The sequence below is a fragment of the Saccharopolyspora kobensis genome, from assembly GCF_900108315.1.
GTDB lineage: Bacteria > Actinomycetota > Actinomycetes > Mycobacteriales > Pseudonocardiaceae > Saccharopolyspora > Saccharopolyspora kobensis.
This window is the reverse complement of sequence record NZ_FNVB01000008.1, coordinates 276,082-297,513: the sequence shown is the minus strand read 5'-3', so window position 1 is coordinate 297,513 and position 21,432 is coordinate 276,082. Positions and strand designations below refer to the sequence as shown.

5 protein-coding genes are annotated in these 21,432 nt (G+C 68.4%); all 5 read left to right on the top strand.

Features of this window, described 5'->3' with window-relative positions; all coding sequences use genetic code 11:
• Nucleotides 1-38 precede the first annotated feature (38 nt).
• On the top strand, nucleotides 39-17,510 hold the full coding sequence (locus tag C4T78_RS26540; RefSeq protein ID WP_143185913.1) for a scabin-related ADP-ribosyltransferase: 17,472 nt from the start codon (nucleotides 39-41) through the stop codon (nucleotides 17,508-17,510).
• A 77-nt stretch (nucleotides 17,511-17,587) separates the two neighbouring features.
• A complete protein-coding gene (locus C4T78_RS26535) occupies nucleotides 17,588-18,091 on the top strand; it encodes a type VII secretion system-associated protein (RefSeq protein WP_235863628.1) in 504 nt (167 codons plus the stop codon).
• A gap of 39 nt (nucleotides 18,092-18,130) precedes the next feature.
• Nucleotides 18,131-19,072, top strand: a complete 942-nt coding sequence (locus C4T78_RS26530) for a hypothetical protein (protein WP_093354452.1) — start codon at nucleotides 18,131-18,133, stop codon at nucleotides 19,070-19,072.
• A 387-nt stretch (nucleotides 19,073-19,459) separates the two neighbouring features.
• On the top strand, nucleotides 19,460-20,602 hold the full coding sequence (locus C4T78_RS26525) for a tyrosine-type recombinase/integrase (protein WP_181138262.1): 1,143 nt from the start codon (nucleotides 19,460-19,462) through the stop codon (nucleotides 20,600-20,602).
• A gap of 390 nt (nucleotides 20,603-20,992) precedes the next feature.
• Nucleotides 20,993-21,310, top strand: coding sequence for a hypothetical protein (locus tag C4T78_RS26520; protein WP_093354447.1), 318 nt, complete (start codon nucleotides 20,993-20,995; stop codon nucleotides 21,308-21,310).
• Nucleotides 21,311-21,432 lie beyond the last annotated feature (122 nt).

Here is a 21,432-nt window from a genome sequence, read left to right as displayed (position 1 = left end):
GGCGGGGTGGCGCGATCGGGAAGGGGATGTGCTCGGCCGTGGCGTTGTACATCCCACCCGAACACGCTGAAGCGTTCGCCGGCCTCACCGGCTCGCAGTGGCCGGAGGCCGACGAGGACCGGCTGCGGGCGCTGGCCGAGCAGTACCAGGACCTGGCCGGTGAACTCGAATCGCTGCAGACCCACCTGCACGAGTTCGTCAACGCCATCAAGAACTCCACCGAGGGCGAGTTCGCGAAGGCCTTCGGCGAGTACGCCAACCAGTACATCACCCCCGGCAAGGAGGGGCAGATCCCGCTGGAGACGGCCGTCAAGGGCGCCCGCGGGATGTACAAGTACCTGCGCAACGTCGCCGCGCAGGTCGAGTACATGAAGATCCAGGCCATCGCGCAGCTGATCTTCATGGCCATCGAGATCGCGATCGCCATCGCCCTGGCGGTGCCCACCGGCGGGCTCTCGCTGCTGAAGATCGCGTCGATCAGAGCCCTCGCGCAGGCCGTGCTCCGGCTGCTGATGCAGCTGCTCATCGCGACGATCATCTCGCTGGCGATGGAAACGATCTTCGCCGCGATCCTGGATGCCGCCACCCAGCAGTGGCAGATCGACCAGGGGCTGCGCGACGGGTGGGATCAGGACCTCACCGATGCGGCGATGAAGGGTGCGGCGATCTCCGGTGCGCTCGGCGGTATCGCCTCGCTGGGCGCGCAGGCCTTGGGCAAGACCCTGACCAAGCTGTTGGGCAAGGCGTTCAACAGCAAGTTCATGAACAAGATTGCGCCGTTCAACAAGATCGGCAGCAAGCTGCAGGACTTCGACGACTTCCTGGGCAAGGGCGTCAAGGACGCCTTCGGCGAGCAGAACGCCAAGTTCGGGGCCGGCATGGCGTCGACGACCAAGAACTTCTCGACCTACATGATGACCGGGTTCGGAAACCCGAAGATCGCCAACTTCTCCGGGATCAAGGGCCTCGGCAAGCTCAGCGCCGGTGCGGGGTTCAACTTCAAGAACCAGCTCGGCGAGGTCTTCGCCAAGAACTTCGGTGAGAAGTTCGCCGAGAAACTCGGTGAGAACGCGGGCAAGCAGCAGGCCAAGGAGCTGGGCGAGCAGGTCGCCGAGAAGATCACCAAGAACATCGGCAAGAACCCGGTGCACGTGCTGTCGAAGGATCTCGACGAGGTGCTCGCCCCGTACCAGAAGGAGCTGGGCAAGGAAACCGTCGAGTCGCTGGTCAAGAAGTACCCGGAGGCCCTCCAGAAGGCGGTCAACGACCACCACAAGCCCGGCAAGCTGTTCATGCTCGGCACCTCGGTGCTGGGGTCACCGGTGCACGGCGCGCACGGCGTGCTCAGCGAGGGCTTCAACAACCTGTTCTTCGGCGACGAGAAAGAGTTCAAGGTCAGCTGGTACAGCTTCACCGGTGGCGCGGTGATGGGTGCCGCCGAGTCGCTGGGCGAGCAGTTCGTCGGCGATCCGCTCTCGGACAAGCTCAAGCAAGCGGTGTGGGGGCCTCCGGGCATGTCCACGGCGGACGGGGCCACCGGTGCCAACGTCCCGACCGAGTCCGACGCGACCAAGCTCGGCGGATCGCCCACCGGGGGCAACCAGCCGCCCGGCGGCGACACCTCGAACGGGAACGGCTCGACGTCTGCGAACACGTCGTCGACGGAGCACAATTCCGCGGCCGAGGATGACGCGATCCAGTGGTGGATGGCCGACACCGAGAGCTCCTCGGAGAGCCTCGGCGAGTTCCCGAGCAGCACCGGTTCGCAGCACTCCGCACCGGAAGGCGTCCTCACCGAAACCGGCCCGGTCGACGACCGGGACAGCTCTCCCGACGACTTCGACGGTGACGTGCTCGAACTGGACGAGCACGGGAACCGCGGCACCAACGTGCAGCAGTCCGAGGTGCAGGGCAACGACCACCAGGCCGTGACCACGCCGTCCGGTGTCGCACCGCCGACCCAGGTCCAGACGACGGCGGGCCCGCAGCCCAACCAGGGCACCACGCCGAACACGCAGGTCACGCCGAAGGCGGGCGGCCCGAGCACCTCGCTGCACAACTCGGCTCCGCCGGACTTCTCCGCGCAGACCTCGCCGAACACCGAGAACACCCAGGCGCAGCCCGTTCCCCAGCTGACGACGTCCGTCCCCGAATCCGGTTCCGCCCCGTCGACGGACAACGGCTCGCCGAACCAGCCGAACACCAACGTCGACGACCAGCGCCGGCCGACACCGGTCGTGACCAGCTCCGAGCCGAACACCTACAGCGCGCAGACCGACACCGCGCAGACCGACACCGCGCAGATCCACTCGACGGAACTTCCCGACGCGAACAACCCGAATCCGGTCGAACCCACTCCCGAGCAGCAGAACGTCGATGAGTGGCAGGAGGATCCCGGGAAACCGCGCTTCGTCCCCCCGGAAGAGCACGAGCAGTTCCAGCGGAACACGCTCAACATCGACCTGCTGGGTACGACGCCGGACGAGCGCGCCGCGCTCAACGACGAGCTGGGCGCTGCCGACGACGTGCCGGCGACGACGTCGTTGCTGGACAACGGGATGTTCATCGCCGAGCAGGACTCGAACCCGGACACCGTCCTGGAGCAGGACCTGTTCGGACTGCTCGACCCGGCACCGTCGTTCGTGCCCACCGGTGATTACGGGCCCGGCTTCGAGAACCTGACCGCGCAGCAGGGCGTCCACCTGCTGGAGAAGCTCGACCTCGCGCACGCGGCGCCCCGCGATCCCGATCGGCTGGACTTCGCGCCGCAGATCCCGCCGGGGCTCGCCGCTGAGGAGCTGGTCGGCAGCCCGGTCCCGGTGTCGGTCTACCGCCCCGACGCCCAGCAGCAGTGGGCACCGGCCAACGTCACGCCGCTGCCGAAGCAGCTGGAGATGCCGCACCTGCGGCACTCGATCTGGCTCGGCGGCCCGATCACCGATCGATCGTCGGCCGCCACCGGCAAGGCGACGATGATGGCGAACCTGGAGCGCTCGGCCAAGGCCCTCGGCGCTCACGGCAAGGTCGTGCTCTGGACCGACGTGCCGCGGGACCAGTTCGCCAAGCCGCCGACGCACGCCGTGCGCGAGATGAAGACGTGGGCGCAGGAGAACGGCGTGATCCTGGCGAACGTCGACGAGGTGTTCAACGCCGCGGCGCCGATGAAACTGCAGCAACCGTTCCAGTCCGAGATGGTGAAGCAGACCAAGGCCGGTTACGCCGCGGCCAGCGACATCCTGCGGATGGAACTGCTCAAGCGCTTCGGCGGCGTGTACAGCGACGGCGAGTACCGCACCGGCAAGGACTACTTCGCCGAAGCCGCTCAGGTGGCCACCAGCGGTCCGGGGTACGGCGTGCACGTCCTCGACAACGGCAACGCGGGCAACGACCTCTTCGTGATGGGCAAGGGGCACCCGTTCGCGGACTTCTACCTGGACCACCTCGGCGCCAACTACCTCAAGACGCAGTCCGAGCTGATCCCCCAGTTCCAGCAGAACCACGACGCGGAGGCCGGTCCGGGCCCCTACCACGACTACGCCCTCAACATCTTCCCCGCGCGCCGCCACATCGTGATGTTCCAGACCGGCCCGAACGCCATGGAGGCGATGGCCGCGGAACTCGGTCTCGGCGGGGTGAAGGGATTCCCGCAGTCGCCGAGCGATGCGATGCGCAGCGGCAGCTCTTGGACCAAACCGGAGTCGGCGGGCCCGGCCATCGGTGCCGACGACCTGCCCGCGTCCATCGCGCTGACCAAGAACGTGGTCCAGACGCTGGTGAAGGAGCTGCACAGCCGCGACGGGGACCTGCACCTGACGCTGGTGAACGAGCTGGTGTCCAAGCACGAGCGGCCGGACATCATCTGGACCGCGGCGCTCGGCTACCTCGCCTCCCATCCGGAGCTGGCGAACCTGGTCACCAGCGTCACCGACGTCACGACGGTGTCCGACAAGGACGGCGGTTTCCACGAGGAGCAGGTCGAGCTGCCCCCGCAGGCGTTGAAGCTCCTGCGGTTCGGCCCCGGCGACCGGACGCACTCGCTCGCGGAGTTCTCCCGGCCCGCGACGATGGTCCAGCCCGACGCGGCCAGCACCCAGCAGGCCGAAACCTCCCCGCTGACCTTCTTCGACGGCGAGGACACCGCGACGCCGAACCAGTCCGCCGATGCGCCCGGCAGCTCGCACCAGAGCTCGGTGGAGAAGTCCGCCGGCGAGCAGCTGGCGGACTTCGACGACGTCCAGCCGGTCGAGGAGTTCCTCAAGGACTTCGGCAAGTTCTCGGACGCCCCGAAGCTGGAGGTGCCCGAGCACGGTGCCGGTGACCTGCGGAAGAACTTCCAGCAGGCGTTGGACCTCTTGCAGCGGCTGCCGCCGGAAGTTCCCACCAGCCTGGTCCGGGACGGGTTCATCGCGGCGCGCAACACGCGGCTGCTGCGGATGTTCGACGTCGTGCCGGGGCCCGGTGGCGGGCTGAACCGGGAGGAGGCGGCAGAGCAGCTCGCCGGGAAGGTGGTGCAGAAGCTGCCGTTCACCAACTCGGTGGCGGTGAACTCCCTGCGCGACCAGTTCGCCCACCTCATCAACAACCGGGGCGAGATGGGGTTCTTGCAGGACCTCTCCCAGGGCAAGCTGTTCATGGTCGACACGCAGGAGCTGACCGCCGACGGCGTCGAGACGGTCCAGAAGGACATCGTCCTGACGCTGGACTTCACCGGCCTGCACCAGGCCGAAGCGGACACGAACGTCCAGCAGAAGAGCGTCACCGAATCCAGCACCAAGTTCGAGCAGAGCGTCGAGAACGCCCGGAAGACGGCGTTCAACGGCGTGATCGGCGCGGCGCTGGGCGCGGCTCAGGCCGTCATCGGCGTGACTCCCACCCTCACCACCGGTGGGGAACGCGGGAACAAGTACGGCTCCCGCTACTCCGACGACGTGTCGGGCACGATGAAGATCAGCTCGGCGAAGAAGACCTTCGACGTCGACGCGGTGCTGCACTGGGAAGAGCTGACCAAGTCCGGCGACACCGGCTCCACCGGGCAGGTGCCGTTCGGTTCCTCGCTGGTGGCCTACCCGAAGGAGAACGTCGGCCCGGCGGTCGACGCGGTGCGCAACAGCACCCCCAGCCGCGCCGACGCGGTGGACCTGCCGACGAAGCTGACCGAACTGGTCGCCGCGATCGACATGGTGAAGCTCGGTGACCTGCACAAGCACGTGCTCAGCAACGTGCCGGACAGCGTCCGGCAGGACAAGGTTCTGTGGCACAACCTCAGCGACAGCATCAACGCGGGCAAGTTCGAGGAGGCCTCGGCGCATTCGCTGCCGCACGGGTTCTCCATCACGCACAAGTCCGAGCACGGCCGGCTGCTGCCCAAGTTCCGGTTCTGGCAGAGCACCAAGCCCGCCGAGGTAACCGCGCACTTCAAGCCGAAGTTCCGCGGCTACGAGGACCTGGGGCCGTTCACCGGAAGCATCGGGACCGACTCCCGCAGCACCTTGGAGGACCTGCAGGAGAGCAGCACCACGATGGGTGCCGAGCCCGGCATCCGGGTCGGCGGTGCGGGCGAGATCCTGCCGAACGTGCAGATCGCACCGACCGCCCACATCGGTGCCGGGGCGACCAGCAAGCACACCGACACCAACAAGGTGGCCTGGTCGGACAAGCAGAAGTTGCTGGAGGCCGGGCCCCCGATGCGGCTCGTCCGACTGGACGCGAGTTTCCAGGTGGATCTGGAGACGCGGGAGTTCGGCGCCACGAAGACCGTCGCGAAGGACCTGGGCGAGAGCCGCGACGGGGCCTACTACGTGACCGTCGAGGAGTCGAAGTACCAGGCGCTGGTCGACGAGCTCGATGCCGCGCTGGCGAACCAGAAGCCCCGGCCGGCGGAACCGACGCCGAAGCCCGAGCCGGACCCGCAGCGGAAGAAGGCGCTGAGCGACGCGGTGTCCAACGGCGGCCTGGTCAGCGGTCTGAAGTACATCGACCAGGCCGACCAGGTCTTCGACAAGACCCTCGACCTGATCACCGGTCACCTGCGGAAGCAGGGCGTCGAGCTGACCGCGGCCGACCTGCGCGACCTCAAGCGCCAGCTCTCCGCGCTCAACGCCCGCGACCTGGCCGCCGGGTTCAACCGGTTCACCCACCCCGACGGCGAGCTCCCCGACCAGCCCCTGAAGCTGACGGTCGACCACGGGAAGCGGCACTACCAGATCACCGTCGACGGCGTGCTGGGCGACGTGCTCGCCGAGCACAAGAAGGACAACCTCGTCTCCACCGGAACCAGCTCCTACAGCACCGGCTGGCGGGAGCGGGACAAGAACACCATCGGCATCCGCGGCACGCTGTCCGCGCTCGTGCGCGCCCGGCTGTCCTCGGAGGGCTACGGGCGCCCGAACTACGTCGGCGCCGGGGTCACCGCCCAGGTCAAGGGCGAGGTCCACAAGCTCGGCGGCCACCTGTCCGCGTTCGGGCACGAGGACAAGGTCAAGTACACCGGGCCGGGCAGCATCGTTGAGCGCGGCGTCAGGTTCGAGGTCCAGGTCGAGGAGACCCTGGACGTCAGCCTCGGCGACCGGCTGAAGAAGGCGGTGACCAAGCCGGGCGACCTGGTGGCGGTCGCGCAGTCGCAGATCAAGACCGACCTGGGGAAGGTGCAGGTCGACGCGGTCACCGGTCACCAGGTGCCGGACTTCCTGATCGACGCGCAGTCCGAGCTCACCGGCGGCGACCCGCTGCACGGCGGCGCCCTCCAGGAGCACCTGCAGCAGAACCCGAAGGAGCTGCACGGCGGCGTGCTGGTCTGGTCGCCGGACCACTACCAGCAGCTCAACGGCGAGTTCAAGGACCTGCAGACCAAGCTCGGCAACGACTCGAAGCTGTGGCTCACCAAGGAGTACGCGAACGCGGTCGACCTGACCCGCCAGTGGTTCGACGTCGCCCAGCAGTCCGCTGGGCAGGGCCCGCAGACGCGCAACCTCGGCTCGGAGCGCGGCTACCTGTTCGACCGGCGCGGCGCGGGCAGCATCGAGTTCAAGTACTTCAACCCCACCCCGCTGCCCGTCGTCGAGGGCATGACGTGGCAGCACGTCAACACCAGCGAGAAGTCGGTGCACGAGGGCGAGGGCGCGGGCATCGCGGGCGACGCGGGAATCTCGGTCCTCTTCGGCGCGGGTGAGTTCGGGATGAGCGCCGGCTACCAGGCCGACAGGGGCGACCGCGACACGCACTCCGGCGCGGGGAAGGTGACCAGCGCGCCCACCCCCTCGCCGGTCCTGCTGTACAAGGCGGACCAGCTGGCCACGATGAGCTGGGCCACCTGGCAGGAGCTCTGGGGCCAGAGCGGCAACCACGGCGCGGACGTCGCGCCCAAGCTGGTCAAGGCCACCCAAGACCACGTCGAAGTCCTGTTCCCGAACAGCTCGGTGGTCGCGGTGACCGCGGAACAGGCGGTGGCGCAGGGACTTCCGCTTCCCGAGGACTGGCAGCCACCGACCGTCGAGCCCGTCGCGAGGCCCGGCGGAGTGCCGGTGCTCAACGGGCTCGGGCACGGCCTGGACAAGGACGTCAAGGTCCTCGACTTCTCCTTGCAGGACGAGAAGAACCTGGCCGACCGGGTGACGGAGAAGATCGAGAAGCACTTCTCGAAGCTCGCGCCGCCCACGGCCGTCAACGCCCAGACATCGACGGAGCCCGCGGTCGGCAGCACCAAGCCGTCGGCGTTCGGCGCGATCCTCCGGGCGAACGGGCTGAACGGGCTGAACAGCACCGGTGTGGTCCAGCAGATCCTCAAGGGCGGCTGGGAGCACAGCTTCACCCGGGGCAACTTCTTCTCCGGCAGCACCCGCTACACGGTGAAGGTCACCTTCGAACCGGACGGCAACCCGGTGCAGCTGGTCCACCACCCGGTCGCCGACCCGGGCGACAACCCGGTTCCGCCGGTCGAGAAGCCCACCGGCGGTTCGGCGGAGACCTCCGGCAGCAGCGCGGTGGAGCACCAGGGTGCCCGGTCGGTCAAGTTCACCGTCGGCGGCATCGCGCGCCCGATGATCCCGAGCGGCAGCGGCAGCACCGGGCCCGCCGTGGTGGCGGGTGGGCACCTCTCCGACGGCGTCGAGGTCAGCAACACGGTCACGGACAACTACCAGCACCGCAGCCGCACCGGTGACGCGGCGCAGTTCGAGCAGCCGGGCAAGTTCAAGATCGAGTTGATCAAGGTGTCCAAGCCCGCACTGCTGGTGAGCGAGCTGACCAACGGCCACGCCGGCGGCGAGCGCTTCCGGAACCCGGACTCGCGGACCGTGCACACCGACGCCTTCGCCGGCAAGGTCCGCCTGGAGGTGCCGGAAGGACTGCTGAACACCGGCACCGCGGCCCAGACGCAAGGCGTTGCGACGCAGGTGGACCCGGAGACCGGCAAGGTGCCCGGGGAGATCACCGACGAGGTGCGCGGATCCTCGTCGTTCAACCTGGCCAAGGTGGTGCCCGGCGACCTCGCGGCGAAGGTCGGTGCCCTGATCGGGAAGTCCGGGCACCGCGAGCACAGCGCGTTCTCGCCCGGCACGGAGCACCGGGCGAAGCTGGACGCCCTGCTGTCCCAGGACATGCTGCTGGGCAATCCGCACAAGTTCGCCGGTCCGGACGGGCACTCCGTGAAGTTCGAGCTGCCCGAGGGAACCCGCAACGAGCAGGTCAAGCTCAAGGTGAAGATGCGGTTCGCGAATCCGGTGCACGACGCGACCTGGGACCTGCCCGCCAAGCAGCAGAAGCACGACCAGAAGCGCGCCACGGACTACGCCGAGACCGAAGAGCAGGCCGCTTACGCCGGGCTCGGGTACGCGGCGTTGCAGCCGCCCGCCAACAACAACGCCGCGATCCAGCTCAACTACAAGGGCGCGGGGCGGGGCGGCGACCAGAGCACCTTCAAGCTGGAGGGCAACGAGAAGGCGTCCAAGGCGACGCTGGAGCGCTTCCACTCCGACGTGGTCTACGAGATCGAGGTGCACAAGCAGCTGCGCGGCGGGGGGTGGACGAAGGTCGGCGGCGAGACGCTGCTGTACGAGAAGAGCGCGGCGTTCGACGTCGACTCCGCGGACGCGGTGAAATTCCGCCCGCAGCAGCCGAACGGCACCGGCGGCCCGGCCAACGGCGTGACGTTCTGGGACGGCGCCGGTGACAGCCCGACGAGCACCGACATTCCGCCCAACGCCGACGAGCTGACCGGCGGTGACCCGGAGTACGCCGCCTACGTCGCGAACCTGCTGGAACTGGCGGACGCCGAAACTCCCGAAGCGTTCGACGCGCTCGTGCAGTCCCTGCGGAACAGCCTGCCGCAGCCCGATGCGCTGTCCGGGTCCGACGAGAGCCTGAACCTCTCGGAGCTGGAGTTCGGCACGCCGATCCAGGCGCATGCGCAGTCGTTGCGCGGCAGTTCGGACGAGCAGCTCGACGAGTCCGGTTCACAGGTCGAATCCGTCTCGTCGAGCCAGCTCGCGGCGATGGATCACGACATCAGGGAACGGCTGGCGCGGCTGCACCGGTCGGTGAACTTCGACGCGCGCACTCCGGTTCCGCTGGCCCGGGACAACGCGGTCACCACCGACGCCGGGCTGGTCGCAGTCGGCGAGCAGTCGGTCGGCGATCTGACCGCGGCCGGGGAGAAGCTCGTCGGCATGATCGTGGGCGCGGTCGATGGCAGCCTGGTGAGACCGCTCACCCAGGCCGAGCAGGCCGCACTGGACGCGCTGCCCGCGCACCTGACGAAGCTCGCGGCGGGCGACGGGCTCAACGGGTTGCTGAGCAAGAAGATCTGGCTTCCGCTGGGCGGCGGCCGGAACCTGTCGCTGGACCTGATCCCCAACTCGGCCACCCACCTGGCGAATCTCGATCCGGGCAGCCCGGTGCAGAAGACCGTGCTGGAGACGACGCCCTCGGCCGGCGCCTCCGCCAGCCACGCGCACAAGACCGGGGTGAACCTGACCGGCGGGGTCATCGCCGATGTCGCCGCCGGCGGCCTGCTGTACGTGCTGCCGCTGGTCAACGTGTCCGGGGAGACAACCAACAAGGTCGGCACCACCCAGACCGAGAGCAATCTGCACGTGCGCAAGACCCGGTTCACCGATGTCTTCGAGGTCGGCTTCGAGGTGCGCACCACGCTGCACCAGGCCGGTGCCGACCCGGTCGCGGTGACCGGAAAGCTGCCGGAGAAGCTCCAGCTCGCCTACCCGGCCGAGGCGGTCGGCCCGGAGAGCACCGACGCACCGCACCTGCTGCCGCCCGGTGGGCAGGCCAAGCCGCTGCCCGCCGAGGCGCTGACCCTCATCGCCAACGTGGAGAGCTACACCAATCTCCGCGACTTCCAGGACACCGTCCTCACCGGGATCGCCAATGCCGTCCCGCACGCCGGGGGGCTGATCAAGAAGCACGCCGACCGGCTCTCCGACGCCGGCCTGATGGACAACTACCTGCGCGGAGTGGCCGCGAAGCTGTCCGTCCAGGTTTCCGGTGTCGTGCCGAAGGACCCGAACCGCCCAGCGGTCGAGCAGCTGGGCCCGAAAGCCGACGCGGTCGCCCGGTACGTGCGGAACAAGGTCGCCAACAACGACCACCGGATCGACCTGAAAACGACCGGCGAACTGCACCTGACGGCGTTCCAGAAGGTGAGCACCGCCGAGATCGACGCTGGCAACACGCACCGGAACAGCTTCGGCACCAGCTCCAGCGTCACGAGCACCGGCAGCTTCCTGGTCGGTGTCACCGTCCGGGGGCTCCAAGCGATCGAGAGCCTCATGGACAAGGTGCACGGGCGGAAGGGGCAGGTCGGCGCCAACTTCGACCTGCGGATGAGCTCGAGCCAGAGCAAGGGCGTCACCGCGGGCACCAAGGCGTTCTTCAAGGAGAAGAGCTTCCACACCTCGGAGGCCACCCGGTACCGGCTGGACCTGCGGCTGGACCACACCACCTCGATCGAGGTCGGCGGCAAGGCGCGCCCGGACAAGCCCGAGGGCAGCCACGTGATCAGCGCCTACGTCTGGGTGCGCAACACCGACGCCACGAAGTTCGAGAACCTGCTCGACGCCGCGATGGCAGACGCGCCGCACCGTCCTCCGCTGCCCGCACCGTCCCCCCTCACCCCGGAGCGCAAGCGGGACCTCCGGACGCTAGTCGGCAACGGCAGGTTGACCGATCTGCGGCACCTGCACGGTTCCGGGCAGGTGCTGGGCAACGCGCTCAGCGCGGTGCGCGATCTGCTGCTCCGGGACACCTCGCTGACCGCCGAGCAGCGGTTGAAGCTCTACGACGAAGCCCGCGAGAAGCTCGCCGACCTGGACCCGGTGAAGCTGGTGCGTGCGGCCCACAAGATCGGCACCACCTCGATCAGCACCGAGGTGGAACTCAACGGCCACACCTACGTGGTGCACAGCGACCGGCCGCCGGGCGAGGCGGTCGCGGAGTTCGCGGAGCAGCTGGCGAAGCAGGACATCCCGCTGGGCGACCAGGAGTGGCTGGAGGTCCTCGACCAGCTCGAGGCGAACCAGCAGCAGCGTGCCCGCGCCCGGGACGAGCACGCCCACACCGTCGAGTTCGACCTCGGCGGCAAGAAGGTGGAGGTGTCGGTCACCGGCAGGCCCAAGGACATCCGGTCGGCCGAGCACATCGAGCACGCCTCGCTGTCCAGCACGCGTGGCACCGAGGTGTCGGCGAGCAACAGCACCAGCAACACCTTCTCGCTGAGCGGTGTGCTCAACGCCCGGTTCCGGATCCAGCACGCCACGGAGGGCGTGGCCAGCCGCCTGCACTTCAACCTCAACGGCGGTGGTCGGCTCACGGGTTCCGCGAACACCGGGTCGACCGCGGGGTCGGCCGCCGCCCACGAGGTCAAGGCCGCCTACCGCGGCCCGGCGGTGCTGCTGCAGCAGGACCTCGACCTGGACGTCAAGCTCGCGGTGACCGGCAAGAACGGCGTCGAGCGGACCTACAACAGCACGGTCGGGACCGTGGCCGAGTACCTGGTCCCGGAGTTCAAGGCGGCCCACGCCGACGAACTGCACGCCGGGACCACCGAGATCCTCCCGGCCGGTGCCGACCTCTCCGAGCTGGGGCCGCAGCTCGGAGCGGGCAAGGCGGTGATCCTCTCCTCGCCGGTGGTGAAGATCAAGCAGCTGCTCCAGACCTACTCGAAGGACCTCCAGCTGGCCGGTGCCGCCGGGCAGAAGACGTCCTGGGGCAACTGGATCGACCAGCACAAGCAGCTGCCCGTCGTGCGCGCGGCCACCGCGATCGCCTCGAAGCTGCCTTTCGGCGGGGGCCCGAAGTTCCACGTCCCGACCGATCCCGACGCCTTCGCGACCGCGCTGGCCGCGGCGGAGCACGGTCCGCAGCTGCTGGCCAAGGGAATCAAACCGGGGACCTGGGGGCACTACGACCTGGTCGTCTCCGAGAGCGCGAACGTCAAGCTGTACGGCTCCAAGGTGATCGGCGAGATCCCGCCGGACCTGCTGAAGATCAGCAGCGCGAACAAGCTGAGCAGCAACGCGGCTTTCAGCCACGGGGACTCGATCGGCGGGGGCGGCGACCTGCACCTCGGCGCGGGCGGCCTCGACGGCATCGCCTCCTACAGCAAGAGCGCGGGCACCGGGGAGACGTCGTCGCGCAGCGGGTGGTGGAAGACGACCCAGCAGGTGGCTCCGGGGGAGAAGCTGGTCATGGTGCTGGCCCACGCCGTGGTGGACCAGCAGGTCACCGCGGGCCAGCACGCGCTGCACAGCGATGCGCTCAACCCGTACCCGGCGCACGGCAGCACCCTGACCAAGAGCTACCTGCTGCGCGATTCCCACGTGCTGGTGATGACCGAGCGGGACGCCAACGCCTGGCTGGAGAACTCGTTCGCCCCGCCGACGCCCGGGACGCTGCGCCCGGCGCCGGGCCTGGCCGACCTCGGCAAGTCGGTCAGCGCCGACGTCACCGTCCAGGACCTGGTCGCCGGGCAGCCGCTGGGCCAGCCGTTCGTGGACGCGCTCGCCGAACACGCGCCCGCCCTGGTGCGCGACGGGAACCAGGTCGCGGTGGAACTGCTCAAACATCTCGACCACCCCGCGGTGCAGCAGAAACTGCTCAACGGGGGCGAGACGCTCTACCTCCGCGCGGCCAAGAAGTGGGGCGGCCGGTTCTTCGGCCTGCACGTCTGGGCCGAACCGGCGCCCGGCTGGAAGGAGCACCAGCACTCGATGGTCCGGCCGCTGCCCGGCAGCAAGGCCGTCACCGAGAACCAGCACTCCGAGGGCGAGCAGCACATGCTCTCGTCGTCCACGAGCAAGGCCGGGACCCTGGCGTTCAACGTCCTGCCCGGCACCGACGACCCGCTGGTGTTCCCCGGTCCGTCGGCGCAGTGGGGCAAGAGCAGCTCCAAGTCCACCGAGCTGTCGACCGGGTTCGCCCAGCAGCACGGTTCGCGCAGCGAGCGCAGCGACACCGACGTCGAGGTGGACGTGCCGGTCACGCTGCACTACGAGATCAAGCAGTACAGCGTCGGCTCCTACCTGTACGAGACGATCGCGCCCAGCTTCTTCCGGAAGATGCAGGCCACGCCGGTGCCGATGCCCGAGGGGACCGGCACGGCACCGGCCGTGGCGAAGCTGCGGATGCCGGAGTACCTGCTGGATCTGCCCAGCACCGGCAGCGCGCTGCGGCCGGGCGGGTTCCCCGAGGAGAAGCAGGGCGAGGACCTCACCGCGAAGGTGCGCAACGCGAAATCGCTGCAGGTGGTCAAGCAGAACCTCGACGGGGTCGTGGACCTGGCCGCCGAGGTCATCGGCAAGGCGGCCAAGTCGGGCGGGAAGGTGCTCCCGGCCGCGCAGCGGTTCGCCGGTCCGGCCAGCCCGCACCGGATGCAGCTGGAGGAGCTGTTCTCCGGCACGGCGATGGTCAGCAAGCCCCAGGACTTCATGAAGGGCGAGGTCATCACCTCCCTGCAGCTGGCCGAGAAGTTCCTCGCCAGCGACTACGTGGTCGGCTTGAAGTACAAGCTGGACAAGCCCGTCCTCGTGGAGCAGGTGGGCACCAGCGGCGGCGAATCGTTGCAGGGCGGGGTGTTCTCCTCGACGGAGACGACGTCCAAGAGCACCGGCCTCGTGCACGGGGCGGGCGAAGTGACGATGCGCGACATCGGCTACATCTCCCCGGACGTCGTCAGCGGTCACAAGCACACCACGACAGCGGAGAGCAACGACGGGATCGACCTGCAGGGCCGGACCAGGAGCGGCGGCGAAACCCGTTACGTGTACGCCTTCGACGTCCAGTACACCGCGACGGCCTGGGTCGTCTCGGCCTTCGGCGAGACCAACCATCACCAGGACGCGGTGCGCGAGGGTGGTCTCCTGCTGTCCTTCACGAAGGAGGAAGCGGAGGCCATGGGCCTGCCGCTCCCGCCGGAGCCCGGCCAGGGCCCGGCGCCGATCGCGGGCCCCAGCAGGCAGCCGGTGCCGGTGGCCGGTCCGAGCCGAAGCCCGGAGCCGGTGCCGCAGAACTGGGACGCGTCGCAGATCAGCGACGGTGAACCGGTTCCGGACATCCAGCAGCTCTTCGTCGACGAGCTGAACACCAAGCCGGTGGACGACGAGCTGGTCCAGGGCTTCATCGACGGCGAGGCCGTACACGTCAAGGCGAGCGAGATCACGGCGCGCGAAGTGCGCGACAACAACGACGAGCTGTTCGGCGTCTCCTTCGCCAAGGACCGGGATTTCCAGGACTTCCAGAAGTGGGCGGCCCACGCCGACTCCGCGCCCACGACGAACTACTCCGTCCCGCACGCGGACCTGGACAAGGTCGCCAAGGAGGTGCAGAACCCGGCCTCCGCCGCCGGGTACCTGCAGACCGTGCCCTGGGAATCCGGCCGGAGCCCGTTCGTCATCAACGCCCACGCGACCGACAAGCTCTTCACCGTCACGCACCGGGACGGCCGCACGGTGAAGCTGCCCGGAGCGTCCTTCGCCAAGGTGGTGAAGCACTACGGGTACTTCGCCGCCAACCGCGACTACCTGCTGCTGGCCTGCTCGTCCGGCAAGCTCACCGAGCCCGGCGGATCGGCCTACGACTTCCAGCAGGCGCTCGCCCAGTTCGACAGCGGCGCCGTGCACGCGCCGAGCGGCAAGGTGGGCACCAAGCTGCACGGCTCGACCCCCAGCACCGTGCTGGCCGACAGCGGCACCTGGAACACCTTCGGCAACGCGCGACCGGCCCCGACCCCGCAGCAGATCGCCCCTCCCGCGCCGGAAACCGCGCCGCAGCAGGAGTCCGAGCAGCCGATCCGCTGGCACAGCGACAGCGGCCAGAGCATGGAGAACGCGGTCTTCACCGCCTTGACCCCCCAGGCCGCCAGCACGAACTCCGCCGAGCCGATGGACCTCGACCCGGGCGCTCTGCAGACGCCGCCGTTCGACGGGAAGCTGAACGAATTCCTGCACGAGAAGGACATCACCGGTGGTTTCGTGCAGACCGAGCCGGGGATCACCGCGTTCCGGTGGCTGGACGAGCACCCGGCCCTGGTGCTCAAGTACGGGCTCCAGCCCAAGGACGCGAGCTTGCGCAAGTACGAGGGCGGCTTGTCCCCGGCTTCGATCGAAACCCACGTGACCGGGCTTGGCGAGACCCAGTTCGTCTCGACTACGACGGACAAGAACTACCGGCACAACAAGCGGCGCTACCGCTACGAGATCCGCGCACCGCGCCCCGGGATCGACATCCGGGAGACCTTCAAGAAGCGCAACATCAGCTGGTCGGCCGCATCGTGGGAGCAGGAGGCGGCCTTCCTCGGCACGATCGCGCCGGAGAACATCGTCGAGGTCACCGAGGTCGACGGGACCGGTGCGCCGAAGACCGTCGTCTGGTCGGCGAGCAACGGGCCGCTGGCGTTCAATCCGCTGCCCTTGATCCGGGACGTCAGGCCGGAGGGCCCATCGGACGAGACGCCGAAGAACACCAGGAAGAACACCGCGGAGAACCTCGCCGAGGATCTGGTCGAGGCGGAGATCCGCGCGTACAAGGCCGAACACCGGCAGGCTCCGGTTCTGGACGCGCAGAAGGTGGCGGAGTTCCGCACCCGCTACGCGGATGCCCTCCGCAACGGCCGCGGCGCGGAGATCGACCTGATTCAGCAGGAATTGCACCAGGAGATCAACGGCGGGCCGACCGAGCAGCTGAACTTCTGGTCCGCCGACGACGATCCCGCACCGATCGAGGGCTGGGGTGCGCCGACGAAGATCAAGCACGACGGCGTGGAGATCGGATACTTCGTGCAGGACCGCGGCCGAGTGCTGCTCGTGGACCGGCTCGGCGCGGCGCACCTCGGTACCCGGCAGGACTTGGGCGAGGAGGTGCTGCTGACCTTCGGCGCCCCGCCGCGTTCCGAGCAGCTGTTCTACCGGCCGGCCACCGGCGAGATCAGCTCGACCGGTCAGTCGCGGATCACGCTGGGCGAGCGGAAGAAGGTCACCGGAGCCAACAAGCACCTCGAACACGAGATCCGCGAACGCTGGACGACACCGAAGCCGATGGGTGACGAGGTCATCCAGCTCAGCTCGGACGAGCGCTGGTTCCGCACCGCCCGTGACGACGGCTCGGTGGAGATCAGCGCCTTCGGTGTCTGGGACACCTCCACCTTCAAAGCGACGGTCGACGGGTCCACGTACAACTGGTGGTCCGGGAACGAGATCGTGGCGTTCACCAGGATGGGCGAATTCCACCCGGTCGAACCTGGCATCAAAACCCTGACGTCGTTCGCGTGGTCGAGCAACCAGCCGCCCGCGGCGGTCACCGAAGTCGCCGTCGACCAGATCGTTCCGCGCCCGGTGGTGCTGGCCGAGCCGAAGTTCACCTTCCGAGTCGACCGGCGGTCGCCGGACCAGATCCTCAGCAGCGCCGGCGACCCCGAGTCACCCGGATTCCACCCTCTCAACCCGGCGAACACGACGTCGAGCGGGCAGAACATCTCGCTGGTCGAATTCGTCGCCACCAACAAGAGTTCCATGTTCGTGAGCACCTCGCTCGCCTCGTACTTCAAGCTAGGTGCGGGCAAGTGGCGCTACTGGATCTTCGCGCCGGGCGGCATCGCGGTGAACCAGACGTTGTCCTTCGGGGCGAAGATGCCGCACGAGCGGGAAATCGCCTTCGCGGGCGGTGTCGACGAGAAGTTCGTCGTCGGCTACGAGTTCTTCGGCAACGAGCCGGTCGTGGTCGGCAACGTGACCTACCAGCCGAACGAGTTCGTGCTCAACGCCAACGTCTTCGCCGGGATGCCCCCGGAGTACGCGGCCAAGGCGGCCTCGGAGCTGATCGCCGTGGAGGTCTTGGCCTACATCCAGAAGAACTCCAAGAGGAACGCCGTCGCGGTCGTCGACCAGCGGACGCTGGCGAGGTTCAACACGCCGCTGCAGGAAGCTCTGGCCAATCAGGACGGGACGCGGTTCAACCAGGTGCTCGCGGAGCTGCGGGAGGAGATCGCCCGCTTCGGAACGCCGGCCTAGCCCAGTTCCGGGACTCGCGGTCCGCTGCTGCGGCGACCATCCTCGGAGGCGTTGATCGCAGGTGGGAGGCCGTTGCGTTGGATGCCGAAGAGCCCCGGTGGGTTTTCCTGATCGACCCGGCCTGGAGCGGCGACCCGCGGCAGCCGCCGCGCGAGGCGGTGGTGGGCGGCTGGCACGTCGACGCCGACGGCACGACCGGCCGCTTCCACGCGAACCCTGACTACGTGCCGTCCAGCCCGGACTCGCCGACCGACCCGGTCGACGCCGCGCTGCATCTGGCGGCCAGGGGCGAACTGGCGGCCGAGCAGCTGCTGTCGGTGCTGCGCGATGCGGTGTTCGGGATCGCCATCGACGACGCGGGCGACCCGGTCGTCGCGCCCGCCCCCGACGGAGTGGCCTCGATGCTGGCCACGACGGCTCCTGCGCACCGCGAACGGGTGCAGGTCGCGGGCTGGCGGGATGCGACCACGGCCGAGCTGGCCCGCGCGCTGCCGGACGAAGGCGTCGACGTGCTGATCAACCCCGGTTCGGCGGCGTCGATGCGCGTCCTCGCCGGTGCGGTGCGCAAGGCCGCGGCGTAGTCCCCGGTTTCGGTTACTCGGCTTGATGAGAGGTGCGGGATGGGTGAACAGGACCAGGCACGGCACGAGCTGCTGCTCCGGCTCGCGCCGCTGCTGCCCGACGACGCGGTCTGGCAGGCACGGCGCTGGCTGGCCGCCGGGCAGTGGGCGCACGCGGCGCGGCTGATCGCCCACACCTTCTACAACGGCTACGAACCGATGCCGCCGGAGGCCCGCGAGGTCCTGCTCGACTGCGCCGACCCGGCGCTGACCGAACTGATCTCCCAGATCCCCGACGACGCTCGCGGCGCGGTGGTGGCGTGGGAGTTCGGCCCCGCGACGGGCGACCTCGCGGTGATCTGCGCGGACGTCGTCGCGAGCTACCTGGCGTCACAGCCGGGCAAGCACACCGCGTGGCAGGCGAGACGGCACCCGGAGGGTGACACCGCGCGCAACGGCCACCTGGTGCACCTGGTGGAGACTCAGGCGGGCGCCGAACCGCACGTGCTGGCCGCCGAACTCGCCGACCTGCTGTGGAACGCGGGCGCGCCCAGCCCCCAGGTGGAGGTGTTCCACCCGGAGAGCGAGCTGGAATTCCACTACCACGCGGCGGCGCTGGTGGAGGGCCGCGAGATCTACGCGGTCGGCGCACGACCCGCCATCGAGCTGGCCCGCTTCGACGAGACGAACCCGAACCGCGAGCCCGAAGGCCCGGACCGCGAAGCCCAGATCGCCTACCTCGACTCCGGCGAACCCCTGACCGACGAGGACGAACTCCTCCCGGACCTCTTCGCCGACGACGAGGAACCGGTGGTCCCGGTGAACCTCCGCACTGACGGAACCTGGATCTGGTCCGACCTCACCACGTACTACCTGGCCCACCACGGCATAGCGCTACCCCCGGAACTCCGCGCCCACATCGCCGAATCAGGCCCGAAGGCCCGAACCCCCACCCGAAGGGAGTGGGTGGCGATGGTGGCCCTGGAGAACCAGCCCACCTGACCCCTCCCCGCAACGGGTGCTGGCGGATTCTGCACGGGGAGGGTGGCCGGTCGGCGCGTCGGGGAGGGGCGCTGTACCGACCGGTCGGCAGCGCCCTGGTCGCGTGGTCGGGAGCATGCTGCGGCGGGGCTCCGGCTCGTGGGCGATTTCGCGCGTAACTGTAGGCGGTGGCGGCGGTGGGGTCGGGTAGACCTGTTTCGGCAGGTCACGGGCAGTGTGGGCACCGTCCACTCTGGCCATACGGTGTGGGTGTGGGTGCGAGAAATACCCACAAGATCAACACCGGTGCTCGACAGCCCGCCGCCGTCCGTCTACGGTCGCCGTTAGTGCCCACGTGTGCGCGTCTGAGTCGAGAGGGACCGGACGAGCATGGGCACGTGCTATCTGATGAAGGGCCGCGAGAACGCGGCCAAGCCTTACCGCGCTGAGTGGTACGACTTCTTCAGCAAGCCCGGCAAGCGCAAGATCGGCGGCACGAAGACGTTCGCCACCCTGCGCGAGGGCAACCGCTGGTGGCAGGACATGGAGCGCGAGAACGCCGCGTACTTCCGCGGCGAGACTCGGGTGCGGTCCTGCAAGTTCGGCGCGTTCGCGACAGCGTGGGCCGATGATCTCGCCTACTCGGAGAACACGAACAAGTCGTACCGCAGCAACGTCCGAGCCCTGATCAAGCACTTCGGAGAAGAGACCCCGGTCGCCGCGATCACTGCGGCGGACGTGCGGGCGATGAAAGCCGACCTCAAGCGGCGGGGCCGGTCCGACGGCACGATCCGGGTCCGGCTGGTGGTGCTGAACAAGCTCATGCAGGCCGCGATCGTCGAGGGGCTGCGCAGCGACGACCCGACTCAGGGTGTGGAGCGCCCCGCCGAGGTACGGCACCGGGCCCGGATCGTCACGCTCGACGAGATCCTGCAGGTCGTCGAGAAGCTCGACGAGCGGCTGCGGGCGCCGGTGCTGCTGGCCTGGTACACCGGTCTGCGGATCGGTGAAGTCTGCGGGCTGCACATCGAGAATCTGAATCTCGACCGCGCCCGGCTGCAAATTGTGCAAATCATGTTCCAAGACGGAACCGAGCGGGTCGGCGCGAAGAATGGGCGCGATGACCAATGGGTCGGGCTCGCGGCGCAAATTGTCGAGGTGCTGCGCGAGCATCTGCGTAAATTCCCGCCGCTTCCGAGTGGGCACATTTTCAGCTATGTCGGTCGTGACGGCTCGCTCAAACCGTTGGGGCAAGCCTATTTGCGGCGGCATTTCCGCAAAGCCTGCGAGGCTGCCGGACTGTCCGGGCGAATGCCGAAGTTCCACGAATTGCGGCATTCCTGCGCGACGTACCTCGCGGAAAACGAGGCGTCCGCGTACGCAATCAAGGCGCTGTTGCGGCACAGCCGATTGGACACGTCGCAGCGGTATATCGATGAGCTTGAGGTCGATCAGCTGCTCGAAACTCTCGACCGGGTGCACGGCGCCCAGTCGGGCGAACCGGCTGAGCCGGCCGAGTTGGCCGAATCGGCCGAGCTGGTTGCCGCTTAGGTGACCCTGATCAGGCACAAGGGCCGCGAATGGTACTCCCGTGCAGGACTGGTTGCACTAGTCCGTACGGGGGTACTCGCGTTGTGGCCGGTGAGATCATGAACCACAAGATCCATCACCCGATTAGCGCAATTTTGCGTGTAGCCCTGCCGTAGCCCTCACGCTGCCTTGTCGCTGCCCGGCCAACATTCGCGGATGTCCTTGAACTCGGACCGATCAGCAGTAAGGCTGTAGCTACGAACCGAACACACTAGCGAAAGCGAGCGGCGCGCAGGCGCAACAATGTGGGGAGTCTGTAGCCGCGCACACGTAGGGCATACGTTCCGCTTTCGCAGCCCCAACGCATTCCGGTGGCGGTAATGCATGTCTTGATCAAGGGGGAAAGGCACGATGGTGGCGAGCGAGAAGGAGATCGCCGACATTCTGTCGGAGCGGGTCACCTACGAGCAGGCTGCGGAGATCATGTGCATTAGTTTGCGTGAACTCCGGCGCGAGATTAGCGCGGGCCGACTGGTTGTGATCCAGCCGCCACGAGGATGGACAAAGGGGCGAATCGAGATCGGCGCGATTCGCGCTTGGTTGGAAGATCGAAACCGCGAAGCGACGTTGCTCGCCTCGCGCAGGCGTCGGCAGGCCGCGCAGAAGCAAGGGTGCAAGCCGGGCGGCCGAACCGCTGAACGTTCCGCCGAATGCATCGGCCAGCGCTGATCAATTCGGCCTATTCGGACAAAGCTGAACGGCGCTCATAACATCGTTTCGTCTCGGGTCCGAGACACGTGCGTGTGCTTCCCCCTCACGCCCTGCGAGAAATCCATTCCCAGGAAGCGAGC

Excerpts from the sequence above, each read along its gene's own strand:
- C4T78_RS26520 (WP_093354447.1), top strand. The coding sequence starts at position 20,993 with ATGGTGGCGAGCGAGAAGGAGATCGCCGACATTCTGTCGGAGCGGGTC.
- C4T78_RS26525 (WP_181138262.1), top strand. The coding sequence starts at position 19,460 with ATGAAGGGCCGCGAGAACGCGGCCAAGCCTTACCGCGCTGAGTGGTAC.
- C4T78_RS26530 (WP_093354452.1), top strand. The coding sequence starts at position 18,131 with ATGGGTGAACAGGACCAGGCACGGCACGAGCTGCTGCTCCGGCTCGCG.